This is a genomic window from Actinoplanes auranticolor (assembly GCF_018332655.1).
In the GTDB taxonomy this organism is placed as follows: Bacteria; Actinomycetota; Actinomycetes; order Mycobacteriales; family Micromonosporaceae; genus Actinoplanes; species Actinoplanes auranticolor.
Genome location: NZ_BOQL01000030.1, coordinates 101,119 through 115,185 on the forward strand (window position 1 = coordinate 101,119; position 14,067 = coordinate 115,185).

Genomic DNA, 14,067 nt, shown 5'->3' on the forward strand with positions numbered 1-14,067 from the left:
AATTTGCTAGGTAGCAGGCTGGCAGGCGGCTCCCTGCTATGACTCTTGTGGACAACTTGCAAGACTTTAGTGAGTAAAACTGCTGGTCGTCCACTTGAGTGTGTCGTTCTGCTTCTGAAACCCGTTAACTCGATTACTATCCGCTGGTGAATAAAACCTTCCTGGACGCTGGCGGCGACCAGCCCGATGCTCGGCAGTCGACGTTCGCTCCGCTACGGCCCGTAGCGAACCTGTGTACCGCAGGTTCTTGTCCGACGGTCTATGCGAGTGAGTCCGGCACCTTGGTGGTGCAGGGTTACGCCGTATCGGCCGAACGCGCCGGCGTCGAACTGCCCGACGGGGAGATCTTGGTAGAGATCCCGCTCGCTCTTCTGACCGAGGCCGCTCGTAATCTTTCTTGAACCAATCACATCCACGACCCGCAGCGGAGGGGGTGCCCAGGATGCCAACGACGTCCGGCACCCCCGAGGCTGAGGGTGAGGCAGTGGGCGCAGCCTTGGCGCGCATGCGCCGGGCCAAGGGGTTGACCGGTGCTCAGTTGGCCGCGCAGGTCAAGATGAGTCAACCCAAGATCTCGCGCATCGAGCGCGGACAGAGTGTGCCTGACCCGCGGGACGTAGGCATCATCGCCCGTGCCCTCGGGTTGGATGAGCAGCAGGCCCGGGCGCTGATGGATCGCGCCGAACGTTCACACGACAAGATGACCGATTGGCGCCCAGCTTCGATGGGGCGAGTCGCCCAACAGAAGACGTTGGCCGACTGGGAATCCGCAGCGACCACTGTGCGGTCCTTCGAACCGGCTCTGGTGCCCGGTCCACTCCAGACCAGTGGCTATGCCAAGGCGGTCTTCGAGTCGTTTCGGAGCATCCCGCACGTCGGAGACGACCTCACCGAGTCGGCGGTACTGGCTGCGGTCTCGGCTCGGGTCAAACGGCAGGAGGTCCTCGCCGACCACTCCAAGTCGTTCCAGTTCCTGCTGGGTGAAGCCGCGCTGAAGCGCCGGATCTTTTCGCCTGTCGAGATGCTGGCCCAGATCGCCCACCTGCGCGAAACGGCCGCCCGGCATTCGAATGTGAAGATCGCCGTCATCCTCGACGGCGCGCCGGCCGGGCTGCCACTCCAGCACGGATTCACGGTGATCGACGACAAGCTCGTCGTTGTCGACCTCTACAACACCGGTCTGACCTCTCGAAGCCGCAGGGATGTGGAGAGCTACCGCCGGGTCCTCGACATCCTCGAAGAAAGCGCCACTGACATCGAGCCTGTCCTGGACAGGTACCAGAATCTCTACATCGACATGCTGCAGAGACCGCGAAATCCGCAGTCCTGACTCGTCTTACCGCGAGGTGCGAAGCCAGGCCGCGGTGTCGCGGGGGAGCAGGCCGTCCCCCGCGATCGGGCCACTGGCCAGCAGCACGTCCCCCTCCGGCAGCCGCGCATCACCCTCCCCCATGGCCACGGCGAGCGTGACCCCGCACCCGCGCCGGGCCAGCAGCAGCCCGTCCTCCCGCACCGACCACCGGACGGTGTCCTCGGCCGGCAGGAAGCGCCGCAACTCCACCGCCCGCCGCGTCAGCTGCAGAGTGGACCCCGGATCGGCCTCTTGAGCCTCGACCGACAGATCACCCCACCCCACCGGGACCGGCAGCCACGGCGGCTGAGCGCCGGCCGGGGAGAAGCCGTACGCACCCGCCGGGTCGAGCGACCACGGCACGGGCACGCGGCAGCCGTCACGGGAGAAGCCGGCCCGGATCCAGGCCGGGTCCTGCCTTGCCGCCACCGGCACGTCGACCTCGGGCAGCCCCAACTCCTGCCCCTGGTAGAGATAGGCGGAGCCGGGCAGGGCCAGCACAGCGAGGATCGCGGCGCGGGCGCGGGCCGTGGTGCCGTAGCGCGTCGGGGCGCGCACCACGTCGTGGTTCTCGGCCACCCAGGTCACCGGGGCCGTGCCCGCCGCGTGCGCCAGCAGGTCGGTGCCGGCGGCCAGCCAGGCATGCGGGTCCCACGGCGCCGTCACGAAGGCGAACGCGAACGCCTGGTGTAGCTCATCCGGACGGACGTACCGGGCCGCGCGGTCCGGGGTCAGGTTGACCTCGCCGATCAGTTGCCGGGGTGGGTCGTACGAGTCGGCCAGGCGCCGCCACTGCCGGTAGACGTGGTGCACCTCCTCCTGATCACAGGCGAGGGGGTTGCCGCGCAGCCGCCCCGGTTCGGGGATCACGCCGGCGGGCAGGTCGGGCAGGCCCGGGGCCTTGAACAGGCCGTGGGCCACGTCGATGCGCAGGCCGTCGACGCCGCGGTCGAACCAGAAGCGCAGCACGTCGGCGAAGAACGGCGCGGTCCGTGGGTCGCGCCAGTTCCAGTCGGGCTGCTCCGGCGCGTACAGGTGCAGGTACCACTGCCCGGGGCGGCCGTCGGGTTCGGTGATGCGGGTCCAGGCCGGTCCGCCGAAGACGCTGGGCCAGTTGTTCGGGGGCTCGGTGCCGCCCGGTCCGCGGCCGTCGGCGAAGTGGAACCGTGCGCGGGCCGGGCTGCCGGGCGTGGCGGCCAGCGCGGCTCGGAACAGAGGATGCGCGGCAGAGCAGTGGTTGGGCACTACGTCGATGATCACGCGCAGGCCGAGCTCGTGGGCGCGCGCCAGCAGGGCGTCGAACGCGGCGAGGTCGCCGAAGAGGGGGTCGACGTCGGTGTAGTCGCTGACGTCGTAGCCGTGGTCGGCCTGCGGTGAGCGCTGAAAGGGCGTCAGCCAGACCGCCCCGGCGCCGAGTCCGGCGACGTGGTCCAGCCGTGCGGTGATGCCGGGCAGGTCACCGACGCCGTCGCCGCCGGCGTCGGCGTAGGAGCGCGGGTAGATTTGATAGACGACGTCGTTCATGTCCACAATGTTTCCCCGCCGAGACGCTGTAATTGCCTGACAACTTCTGCAAAGTCTTGCAAGGTCCGTGCGCCGGGGGTTAGCGTGCGTCGTCGCCCCGCCATCGGAAGGCCTCAATGTGGAAACCCTCCAGCCCGGACGGCGTCTGACGTTCGTCGGGTCCCTCATCCTGGGCGTGCTGCTGAGTATTGCCGCAGTCGTCCCCGCTTCCGCCGCCCGTCCCGCCGAGCCGTCGGCCGCCGCCCTGGCAAGCTGGGGTTTCGACACCGAGCCGGAGCCCGCCGAGCAGTTCTACTTCGTGCTGCCGGACCGCTTCGCCAACGGGAACAAGTCCAACGACACCGGCAGGCTGCCCGGTGACCGGCTCGCGACCGGCTTCGACCCGGCCGACAAGGGCTTCTACCACGGTGGTGACCTGCAGGGGATCATCGACCGGCTGGACTACATCCAGGGCCTGGGCACCACCGCCATCTGGCTCGCCCCGGTCTTCAAGAACCGGCCGGTGCAGGGCAGTGGCGACGACATCTCGGCCGGCTACCACGGCTACTGGATCACCGATTTCACCCAGGTGGACCCGCACTTCGGCACGAACGCCGACCTGCAGCGGCTGGTCGACCTCGCGCACCGGCGGGGCATGAAGATCTACCTGGACATCATCGTCAACCACACCGCCGACGTCATCAAGTACGCCGAGAACAAGTACGACTACATCGACAAGGCCACGTCCCCGTACGCCGACGCGCAGGGACGCGAGTTCGAGGACCGCAACTACGCCGACGGCAGCCGCGCCTTCCCGAAGCTCGACAAGGAATCGTTCCCGTACACGCCCGTGCTCGACGGCCAGGACGTGACCGTCAAGAAGCCGGCCTGGCTCAACGACCCGACGATGTACCACAACCGCGGCGACTCCACCTTCGTCGGCGAGAACAGCGAGTACGGCGACTTCTTCGGCCTCGACGACCTGTTCACCGAGCGCCCCGAGGTGGTCCGGGGCATGACGAAGATCTACGGCGACTGGATCGCCAGGACCGGCATCGACGGGTACCGCCTGGACACCGTCAAGCACACCGGCCTGGACTTCTGGCCGCAGTTCAGCCAGGGCATCGACCGGGCCGCCCGCCAGGCCGGCAAGCGCGACTTCTTCATGTTCGGCGAGGTCTACAGCGCCGACCAGGAGGTCCAGTCGACGTACGTGCGCCGCGGCGGCCTGCCCGCGACCCTGGACTTCTCCTTCCAGGCCGCGGCGAAGTCGTTCGCCGCCGACGGTGGCTCGGCCAGAGCTCTGTCCGACCTGTACGCCGCCGACGACCTCTACACCGCCCGCGACACCGGCGCCGACCGGCTGCCGACCTTCCTCGGCAACCACGACATGGGCCGGATCGGCTCGTTCGTCGCCGCCGCCGAGAAGGACCCCGCCGTCCAGCTGCGCCGCGACCGGCTCGCCCACGAGCTGATGTTCCTCGGCCGCGGCCAGCCGGTCGTCTACTCCGGCGACGAGCAGGGCTTCACCGGCCCGGGCGGCGACAAGGACGCCCGGCAGGACATGTTCGCCAACCGGTCGGCGGACTATCTCGACGACGACCTGATCGGCACCGACCGCACCCACGCGGTCGCCAACTACGAGACCGGCCACCCGCTGTACCGGGCCATCGGCTCGCTCGCCGCGCTGCGGAAGGCCCACCCCGCCCTGCGGGACGGTCTACAGGTCACCCGGTACGCGGCCGACGGCCCCGGCGTCTTCGCCAGCTCCCGCATCGACCGCAAGTCGCGCACCGAGTACGTGGTCGCGGTCAACAACGCCACCACCGCGCAGACCGTCACCCTCGACACCTGGACCCCCGCCGGCTCGTTCGCCGGCATCTACGGCGCCACCGGTACGGCGGTCACCGGCGCCGACGGCAAGCTGACCGTCACCGTCCCGGCGCTGTCCTCGGTCGTCTACCGGGCCGCGAAGCCGATCGCCCAGGCGTCCGCCGCTCCCACCGTGACGTTCACGGCGCCCAAGGCCGACGCCCTGGTGCCGACCCGCACCGAGCTGACCGCCACGACCACCGGCGACCCGCTGTCCACGGTCACCTTCGCCGCGCAGGTCGGCTCCGGTCCGTGGAAGTTGCTCGGCACCGCTGACCGGGCGCCGTACCGGGTCTTCCACGATCTGACCGGACTGGCCGGCGGCACCCCGGTGAAGTACAAGGCGGTGGTCCGTGACAGCCGCGGGCGTCTCGCGGTGACGAACACCCGGATCAAGGTCGGCACGCCGCCCGTGACGGCCGGACCGGACTACGCGATCGTGCACTACCAGCGGCCGGCCGGCGACTACGACGACTGGAGCCTGTACGCCTTCGGCGACGTCGAGACGCCGACCACCTGGCCCGCCGGGCAGCCCTTCGACGGGGTGGACGCGTACGGCCGGTTCGCCTGGGTCAAGCTCAAGCCGGGCGCCAAGAACGTCGGCTTCATCGTGGTCGACAAGAACGGCGTCAAGGACGTCGGCGCCGACCGTTTCCTGGACCCGACGAAGACACCCGAGGTCTGGCTGAAACAGGGGGATCCCACGGTCACCACCACCGGCCCGGCCGTCGAGCAGGACCAGAACACCGCGGTCGTGCACTACCGGCGCGCCGACGGCGACTACTCCGGCTGGGGTCTGCACGTGTGGGACGGCGCCGCGAACCCGACCGAGTGGTCCGCGCCGCTGCCGCCCGCCGCGACCGACGCGTTCGGCGTGACGTTCCGGGTGCCGCTGGCCGCCGGGGCGACCGGGCTGAACTACATCATCCACAAGGGCGACACCAAGGACCTGCCCGGCGACCAGCGGCTCGACCTCGCCGAGGCCGGGCGGGAGGTGTGGCTGCTGTCCGGCGTACCGGATCGGCTGCTGCCCGTGGTCCGCCGAGCCGGCGGCGGCGTCGCGGACCTGACCGAGTCGAACGCCGTCTGGATCGACCAGCGGACGATCGCCTGGAAGACCGGCACCGGCTCCTCGCTGGAGCCGGTCGGGGCCGGCACCGACGGCCGCGTGTACGACCTGGTTCACGCCGCCGAGGGCGGTATGAGCATCGTGGACGGCGAGCTCACCGGCGCCCACGGCACCATCCGGCTCGACGCGCGCCGCAACGGGCTCACCGAGGCCCAGCGCGTCGCTGACCCGCACCTGTGGCAGTACCCGGCGTTCCGGCTCAGTGACGTCTCGAAGATCCGGGACGTGCTGCGCGGCCAGGTCGCGGTGACCGAACGCGACGCCGAGGGCAAGCTGCTCTCCGCGACCGGCGTGCAGACCGCCGGCGCCCTCGACGACGTGTACGCCCAGGCGGCGCGGGCCGAGCTCGGCGCGACGTTCTCCGGCGGGCGGCCCAGCCTCGCCGTCTGGGCCCCGACCGCCCGGACGGTGTCGCTGGAGCTCTTCGACACCCCGGCGGCGACCGCGCGGACGGTCGCGATGACCCGGGACGCCGGCACCGGCGTGTGGTCGGTCCGGGGCGCGAAGGACTGGAAGGGCAAGTACTACCGGTACCGGGTCACCGCCTGGCAGCCCGCGGCCGACAAGGTCGTCACCGCCTCGGTCACCGACCCGTACTCCGTGGCCCTGTCGCCGGACTCCACGCACACCCGGATCGCCGACCTCGGCGACCCGGCGCAGACCCCGGCCGGCTGGGCCGGGCTGCGCAAGCCCGCCGCCACCCCGGGCAAGGTGCAGATCTCCGAGCTGTCCGTCCGGGACTTCTCCATCGCCGACACCACCGTCCCGGCCGCCGCGCGCGGCACCTACCGGGCCTTCACCGACCCGGGCACCGCCGGGATGAAGCAGCTGCGGGCACTCGCCGCGGCCGGCACCACGCACGTGCACCTGCTGCCGGCCTTCGACTTCGCCACCATCCCGGAGAAGCGCGCCGACCAGCAGCAGCCCGCCTGCGACCTGGCCGCGCTGCCGCCGGACTCCGCCGAGCAGCAGAAGTGCGTGGCCGCGGTGGCGGCGAAGGACGGCTACAACTGGGGTTACGACCCGCTGCACTACACGACCCCCGAGGGCGGCTACGCCGTCGACCCGGACGCGCGCACCCGGGAGTTCCGCGAGATGGTCGCCGGGCTCAACCGCGGCGGCCTGCGGGTGGTCCTGGACGTGGTCTACAACCACACCTCGGCGGCCGGTACCGACCCGCACTCGGTGCTCGACCAGATCGTGCCCGGCTACTACCAGCGGCTGCTGGAGGACGGCACGGTGGCCGACTCCACCTGCTGCGCCAACACCGCGCCCGAGCACACCATGATGGGCAAGCTCGTCGTCGACTCGCTGGTGACCTGGGCCCGGGCGTACAAGGTCGACGGTTTCCGCTTCGACCTGATGGGCCACCACCCGAAGGCCAACATCCTGGCCGTGCGGGCCGCCCTCGACAAGCTGACCGTCGCCCGCGACGGCGTCGACGGCAAGAGCATCTACCTGTACGGCGAGGGCTGGGACTTCGGCGAGGTGGCGGGCGACGCCCGCTTCGTGCAGGCCACCCAGAAGAACATGGCCGGTACGGGCGTGGCCACGTTCAACGACCGGCTCCGCGACGGCGTCCGTGGTGGCGGCCCGTTCGACGAGAACCCGCGCATCCAGGGCTTCGGCTCCGGGCTGTTCACCGACCCGAACGGCGACCCGGCCAACGGCACCGCCGCCGAGCAGAAGGCCCGGCTGCTGCACTACCAGGATCTGATCAAGGTCGGGCTCAGCGGCAACCTGGCCGGCTACCGATTCACCTCCTCGGCCGGTACGCCGGTGACCGGCGCGCAGGTCGACTACAACGGCTCGCCGGCCGGCTACACCGCGGCGCCGGGCGAGGCGATCACCTACGTGGACGCGCACGACAACGAGATCCTGTTCGACGCGCTGGCGTACAAGCTGCCGCAGCGGACCTCGGCGCTGGACCGGGCCAGATCGCAGTCGGTGGCGCTGGCCACGACCGCCCTCGGCCAGGGCCCCGGCTTCGTCACCGCGGGCAGCGAACGGCTGCGCTCGAAGTCGCTGGACCGTAACTCGTTCAACTCCGGCGACTGGTTCAACCAGATCAGCTGGGACTGCGCGAAGGGCAACGGCTTCGGCCGCGGCCTGCCCTCGGCGGCCGACAACGAGGCCAAGTGGCCGTACGCGAAGCCGCTGCTGGCCGACCCGAAGCTGGTCCCCGGCTGCGACGCGGTGAACCTGGCCGACGCCCGCTACCGGGAGCTGCTCGCGATCCGCAAGTCGTCGCCGGTCTTCGGGCTGCCGACGGCGGCCGAGGTCCAGAAGCGCCTGTCGTTCCCGCTCTCCGGCACCGCCGAGACACCCGGCGTGATCACCATGCAGCTCGACGGGCGCGGCCTGGACCGCCGCTGGAAGTCGGTCACGGTGATCTTCAACGCCACCCCGGCGGCGGCGACCCAGACCGTCCCGGCGCTCGAGGGCGCAGCCGTCGGCCTGCACCCGCTGCAGCGCGAGGCGGCGTCGTTCGACCGGGCCACCGGCACCTTCACGGTGCCGGCCCGCACCACGGCGGTGTTCGTGCAGCGCTGATCCGCTCCGGACTGACCGCCTGCCGGTGGTCACCCTGGCTGCATGGGTGACTACCGGCAGGCGTACGAGCGCAGTCTCCGCGACCCCGAGGGCTTCAGGCGCGACGCCGCCCGGGCCATCGACTGGGACACCCCACCGGACCGGATCTTCGACACTCGGTGGTTCCCCGGCGCTCGGCTCAACACCTGCCACAACGCCCTGGACCGGCACGTGGCCGGCGGGCGGGGCGATCAGGCCGCCCTGATCCACGACAGCCCGGTGACCAGGACACTGCGCACGTACACGTACCGGGAGCTGCGCGACGAGGTGGCGCTGTTCGCGGGCGCCCTGCGGCGGCTCGGCGTCGGCCCGGTCGACCGCGTGGTCGTCTACATGGCCATGGTCCCGGAGGCGGTCATCGCCATGCTGGCCTGCGCCCGTCTCGGCGCGATCCACTCCGTCGTCTTCGGCGGCTCCGGCGCGCCGGAGCTCGCGGCGCGCATCAAGACGCCCGGCCCAAGGTGATCGTGGCCGGCCCGGGCGACGTCTTCTGGGCCGCGTCCGACGTGGGCTGGGTCGTCGGCCACTCGTACATCGTGTACGCACCCCTGCTCACCGGCGCCACCACCGTGCTGTACGAGGGCAAGCCGGTCGGCACCCCGGACGCGGGCGCGTTCTGGCGGGTGGTGGCCGACGGCACCCCGGAGCCGGTCCCCTCGACCATCGAGGACCCGGCCGTCCTCGACACCCTGCGCCCGATCCTCACCGACTGATCAGGTGTCTCACCACTGATCAGGTGTTGAGCGGTCGCCGGGCGACCAGCAGGACGTGGGTGACCGGCCAGTCCAGCGGCGTACCGTCGGGTGCGGCCAGCGACGCCACCGGGGCGATGCGGTTGTCGATGATCCAGTCGTTGCGGGAGGTGCCCGAGGCCGGGTCGACCTCGAAGCCGACGTCGGCCAGCAGCGACTTCCAGTCCGCGTACTCCAGTCCGCAGAACTGCTCGTGGGTCTCCGACAGCCAGTTGTCGGCGTAGTCCTTGCGGGTCAGGTAGTCCATCGCGGCGCCCAGGGTGAGCTCGACCGCGTCGCCGGCCGGGGCGTACGTGAACGGGAAGCGGAAGTCGACGGCGAACTGGTCCAGGCGGGCCCGGGTCGACAGGCCGCCCACGTACGCCGCGACCTCCTCGGGGGACAGCCCGGCCAGGTCCTCGCGGGCGGCCGCCGGGTTGGCGCCGTCGGTGGCGTCCAGGGTCAGGCGGACCCGGCGGTCGCGGCCGTCCGGGCCGCAGACGTCGCTGTTGATCCACACGCCGCCCGGCGCGGTGTGGTCGTAGATGGCCTGGGCGAACCGCCGCAGCGACTCCCAGCGGTCGCCGTAGGACCAGATCTCGTGGGTCAGCGCGAACGTGAGCGTCGTGTCGATCGAACGCTCCGGGAAGATCGCGCCGCCCAGCACGTTGCGGCGGTAGAAGAACACGTTGGCGTTGTCGAAGACCCCCTGGGCCTTCTTGTGCACGCACTCCTCGAACAGGTGCCGGGCGATCTCCACGCCGATCAGGTCGCTCTCGCGCAGCGCCGGGTCGCGGTCGGCCAGCTCCAGCACCGCGCCCGCGCCGCAGCCGATGTCGACGATCCGGCCCGGCCGTACGTGCCGGTGGACCTGCTGCCACTTGCGGGCCGCGCTGTCGGCGAACGCCTCGACGTAGGTGCGGTAGTTGCGGGTCGCGGTGAGCCCGCCCTCCGCGCCCACCACCGGGTCGTTGACCACCGTGCGCACGCTCTCCACCAGCTGGTAGCGGTCGAAGACGTCGACGGTGGCCGGATGGGCCAGGTCCTGCCAGCTCTCGTCGCCGGCGGCCAGCCGCAGCAGGACGTCCCACGGGCGGGCCGGTTCCGGTGTGCTCTCCGCCTCCACGCCGGCGATGGCGAAACCCAGCGCCGTGTAGAGCGCTGCGACGGCCGGCGTGGAGCACGCCACCACCGTGTTCGCCGGGGTCAGCTCCAGGCCGGTCGCCACCGTGATGTTCTTCAGCGTCACCTCGGCGAAGCGCTCGGTCGGCGCGGTGTCGAACACCGGCACGACCACCGAGCGCAGGCCGGTCAGCACGCTGAAACGCTCGATGGCCGCCTCGCGGCGGTGGTACGGCACCGGATTACGTTTCGTGTTCTCGTGGTTCGCCGACGTCACCGCCCAGACAATGGTCACATCCGGCCACCGCTGCAGGTACTCGGCCTGGAAGCGGGTAAGGACGTGGTGGCGGCCCGGGAAGAGCAAGAAGGTTGTTTCCACGAGGTCGTTGATACCGTACGGAGACGCCGACCACGAGCAGCGGAGACTGTGATGCCTCAACGATCTGATCGACGGCACCGGGTGGTGGTCGTCGGAGCCGGCTTCGGCGGGCTCTTCGCCACCAAGTCCCTGCGCAAGGCCGACGTCGATGTCACCTTGATCAACGGCACGGCGTACCACCTCTTCCAGCCGCTGCTGTACCAAGTGGCGACCGGCATCCTCTCCGAGGGCGAGATCGCGCCCCCGATCCGGGAGATCCTCCGCCGCCAGGACAACGTCGACGTCAAGCTGGGCTGGGTCCGCGACATCGACGTGGCGACCAGGACCGTCGCGGTCGAGGCGCCCGGCATCGACTACACCGTCGAGTACGACACGCTGATCGTCGCCGCGGGTGCCTCCCAGTCCTACTTCGGCAACGACCAGTTCGCCGATCACGCGCCCGGCATGAAGAGCATCGACGACGCGCTCGAGCTGCGGGCTCGGATCTTCGGCGCGTTCGAGCTGGCCGACCTGCAGACCGACCCGGCCGAGATCGAGCGCTGGATGACCTTCGTGGTGGTCGGCGCCGGACCCACCGGGGTCGAGATGGCCGGGCAGATCGCCGAACTGGCCCACCGCACCCTGCCGGGGCAGTACAAGCACATCGACCCGCGCAAGGCCCGGATCATCCTGATCGACGCCCTCGACGCGGTGCTCAACACCTTCGGCGACCACTTGTCCACCCGCGCCCTCCGTCAGCTGCACCTGCTCGGCGTGGAGGTGGAGCTGGAGACCAAGGTGGTCGGCGTGGACGCCACCGGCATCGAGGTGGACACCAAGCGCGGGCACCAGCGCGTCGAGTCGATGACCAAGATGTGGGCCGCCGGGGTGGCCGCCCCGCCGCTGGCCCGCAAGCTAGCCGCGCAGGCCGGCGCCGAGACCGACCGGGCCGGCCGGGTCAAGGTCAACCCGGACTGCACCCTGCCCGGGCACCCGGAGATCTTCGCGGTCGGCGACATGATCTCGCTGAACCAGCTGCCCGGCGTCGCCCAGGTGGCCATCCAGAGCGGCCGGTACGCGGCGGACCAGATCAAGCGCCGGCTGGCCGGTAAGGAACCCGCGGGACCGTTCAAGTACTTCGACAAGGGCAGCATGGCCACCATCTCCCGCTTCTCGGCGGTGGCGAGCGTGGGCAAGCTGCGCGTGTCGGGCTTCCTGGGCTGGCTGATGTGGCTGGCGGTGCACCTGCTCTACCTGGTCGGCTTCAAGAACAGGGTCACGGCGGTACTGCACTGGGCGGTCAGCTTCCTGGGCCGGGGTCGCTCCGAGCGGGTGGCGACGTTCCAGCAGGCGTACGCACGAGCCGCGGTCCGCGAGTACGGCGACCCGTTCGAACGCCGCAAGGCAGCGGCAGCCGCCGAGGCGATGAGCCAGCCGAGCGACCCGGCCAGCCCCTCCGCCTCCGGCCCCACCTCGGCATCCGCCGGCACATCGAGCCGGTGACCCGCCGCCACTGAGTACCAGGATCGTCAGCGCGGTCAGGCGGCGAGGGTGGCGTAGCGGCCGCCGACCGAGACCAGCGTGTCGTGGTCGCCGGACTCCAGGACCCGCCCGTGGTCCACAACCACGATCTGGTCGGCGTCGCGCACGGTCGACAGCCGGTGTGCGATCGTCACCGTGGTCCGTCCACGGGCCAGCTCGTCGAAGGCTCGCTGCACGGCCCGCTCGGTGGAGGTGTCCAGGGCGCTGGTGGCCTCGTCCAGGACCAGGATCCGGGGATCGCGTAGCAGCGTCCGCGCGATGGCGATGCGCTGTTTCTCACCCCCGGAGAACCGGTGCCCGCGCGAGCCGACGACAGTGTCATAACCATCAGGCAGCCCGGCGATCACGTCGTGGATCTGCGCAGCCCGGGCAGCCTGTTCGATCTGGGCGTCGGTGGCGTCCGGCCGGGCGTACCGCAGGTTCTCCCGCACGGTGGTGTGCAGCAGATACGTCTCCTGGCTGACCACGCCGACGACGCCGGCCAGGTCGGCCAGGCGCAGGTCCCGCAGGTCGATCCCGTCGATGGTGATCCGGCCGGCGGTCGGGTCGTAGAGCCGGGCGATCAGCGCGGCGAGCGTGCTCTTGCCCGACCCGGTCTCGCCCACCAGGGCGAGCGACGTACCGGCCGGAACGTCCAGCGAGACCCCGGCGACCGCGGCGGTCTCACTGTCCGGATACGCGAACGTGACGTCCTCGAACCGCAGGTGCCCACGGACTGGACGGGGCAGCTCCACCGGCTCAACCGGGTCGTCCACCTCCACCGGCAGGTCCAGGTACTCGAAGATGCGGGCGAACAGCGCCAGTGAGCTGGTCAGCGAGACCCCGACGCCGAGCAGGCCCATCAGCGGCCGGAACAGCCCGGCCTGCAGCGTGGTGAAGGCGACCAGGGTGCCGATGCTCAGCGTGCCGGCGGTCAGCGGGAGCCCGGCACTGAGGTAGATGACGGCCGGGATGGCGGCGAAGATGATGCTCATGGCGGCCATCCGCCAGCGGCCGGCCAGCTCGGAGCGCAGCTCCAGATCGATGAGCCGGGTGGAGGAGGCGGTGAAGCGGTCGACCAGCGCCGCGCCGGTGCCCATGGTCTTGCTCAGCTGTACGCCGCTGATCGACAGGCCCTCCTCGACGGTGACGTTGAGGTCGGCCAGTTCGCGCTGGCGCTGCGCGGTGATCGCCTTGCGCATCTTCGCGACCCGGCGGGTCAGGTGGACGGCCGGCGGCAGCACCACGAGGGAGACCAGGGAGAGCTGCCAGGACAGGGCGGCCATGGCGACCGCGGTGGCGACGGCGGTGGTGAGGTTCGAGGCGATCGAGGTCGCGGTCGAGGTGACCACCGACTGCATGCCGCCGATGTCGTTGGTGATGCGGGACTGCACCTCGCCGGTGCGGGTCCGGGTGAAGAACGTCACGGACTGCCGGTGCAGGTGGGTGAAGACGTCCACCCGCAGCCGGTGCATGACCTGCTGGCCGACGGTGGTGGAGATCCAGGTCTGGATGACGCCGAGCGCCGAGGTGACGGCGGCGACGGCGACCATGCCGGCGACGAGCCAGGCCAGCAGCGGCAGGTCCTGCTGCGGCAGCGCGCGGTCGATGACCTCGCGCAGCAGGAAGGGGGAGGCCATGGCGATCACGGACGAGGCCACGATGATCGCGGTGACGACGGTGAGCTGCGCCCGGTGGGCGCTGAAGAGCCGGCCGATGCGGCGCAGGGACACCTCGCGGGCCTGCTTCTTCTCGGCGGGGGTGACGGTGGTGGTGCGGCCGCGGCGGCCGCTGTCGACTGTGGTGGCTTCCAAGAGCAACAACCTTCTTCCGGTACGGTATTAGTGAGGTTACCTCACCATGAGGGAACAACCGCAACCGCTGGTAC

The 14,067-nt window shown here is 70.7% G+C and carries 9 protein-coding genes; 6 read left to right on the plus strand and 3 right to left on the minus strand.

Going from position 1 to position 14,067, the window contains the following annotated elements:
• Positions 1-146 precede the first annotated feature (146 nt).
• Both Aau02nite_RS20085 and Aau02nite_RS20090 read left to right on the plus strand, forming a co-directional pair.
• Positions 147-401: a hypothetical protein gene (locus Aau02nite_RS20085; protein ID WP_212990088.1), complete on the plus strand. Its 255-nt coding sequence runs from the start codon at positions 147-149 to the stop codon at positions 399-401.
• Between the two features lie 83 nt (positions 402-484).
• On the plus strand, positions 485-1,330 hold the full coding sequence (locus tag Aau02nite_RS20090; RefSeq protein WP_212990050.1) for a helix-turn-helix domain-containing protein: 846 nt from the start codon (positions 485-487) through the stop codon (positions 1,328-1,330).
• Positions 1,331-1,336: 6 nt separating this feature from the next.
• On the opposite strand, the gene Aau02nite_RS20095 is transcribed toward Aau02nite_RS20090, so the two are convergent.
• Positions 1,337-2,875 carry a glycoside hydrolase family 13 protein gene (locus Aau02nite_RS20095; protein WP_212990051.1) on the minus strand — a complete coding sequence of 513 codons (1,539 nt, stop codon included), beginning with the start codon at positions 2,873-2,875 and terminating at the stop codon, positions 1,337-1,339.
• A 118-nt stretch (positions 2,876-2,993) separates the two neighbouring features.
• On the opposite strand from Aau02nite_RS20095, the gene pulA reads away from it, so the two are divergent.
• From pulA to Aau02nite_RS48070, 3 genes are read left to right on the plus strand one after another with little or no spacing between them, the layout of a single operon-like run.
• Complete coding sequence (gene pulA / locus Aau02nite_RS20100; protein ID WP_212990052.1) at positions 2,994-8,408, plus strand: pullulanase-type alpha-1,6-glucosidase; 5,415 nt, start codon at positions 2,994-2,996, stop codon at positions 8,406-8,408.
• Between the two features lie 42 nt (positions 8,409-8,450).
• Entirely contained in the window at positions 8,451-8,912 is a 462-nt protein-coding gene (locus tag Aau02nite_RS20105; RefSeq protein WP_438841152.1) for an AMP-binding protein, read from the plus strand.
• A 2-nt stretch (positions 8,913-8,914) separates the two neighbouring features.
• Positions 8,915-9,160 (plus strand): hypothetical protein, encoded by a 246-nt coding sequence (locus Aau02nite_RS48070; RefSeq protein WP_438841153.1) that lies wholly within the window; start codon positions 8,915-8,917, stop codon positions 9,158-9,160.
• Positions 9,161-9,179: 19 nt separating this feature from the next.
• On the opposite strand, the gene Aau02nite_RS20110 is transcribed toward Aau02nite_RS48070, so the two are convergent.
• A complete protein-coding gene (locus Aau02nite_RS20110) occupies positions 9,180-10,679 on the minus strand; it encodes a class I SAM-dependent methyltransferase (protein WP_246595290.1) in 1,500 nt (499 codons plus the stop codon).
• 51 nt (positions 10,680-10,730) lie between these two features.
• Here Aau02nite_RS20110 and Aau02nite_RS20115 point away from each other — a divergent pair, with 51 nt between their 5' ends.
• Complete coding sequence (locus tag Aau02nite_RS20115) at positions 10,731-12,161, plus strand: NAD(P)/FAD-dependent oxidoreductase (RefSeq protein ID WP_212990053.1); 1,431 nt, start codon at positions 10,731-10,733, stop codon at positions 12,159-12,161.
• A 35-nt stretch (positions 12,162-12,196) separates the two neighbouring features.
• Here Aau02nite_RS20115 and Aau02nite_RS20120 read toward each other — a convergent pair whose 3' ends face one another.
• Positions 12,197-13,993, minus strand: coding sequence for an ABC transporter ATP-binding protein (locus Aau02nite_RS20120; RefSeq protein WP_438841154.1), 1,797 nt, complete (start codon positions 13,991-13,993; stop codon positions 12,197-12,199).
• Positions 13,994-14,067 lie beyond the last annotated feature (74 nt).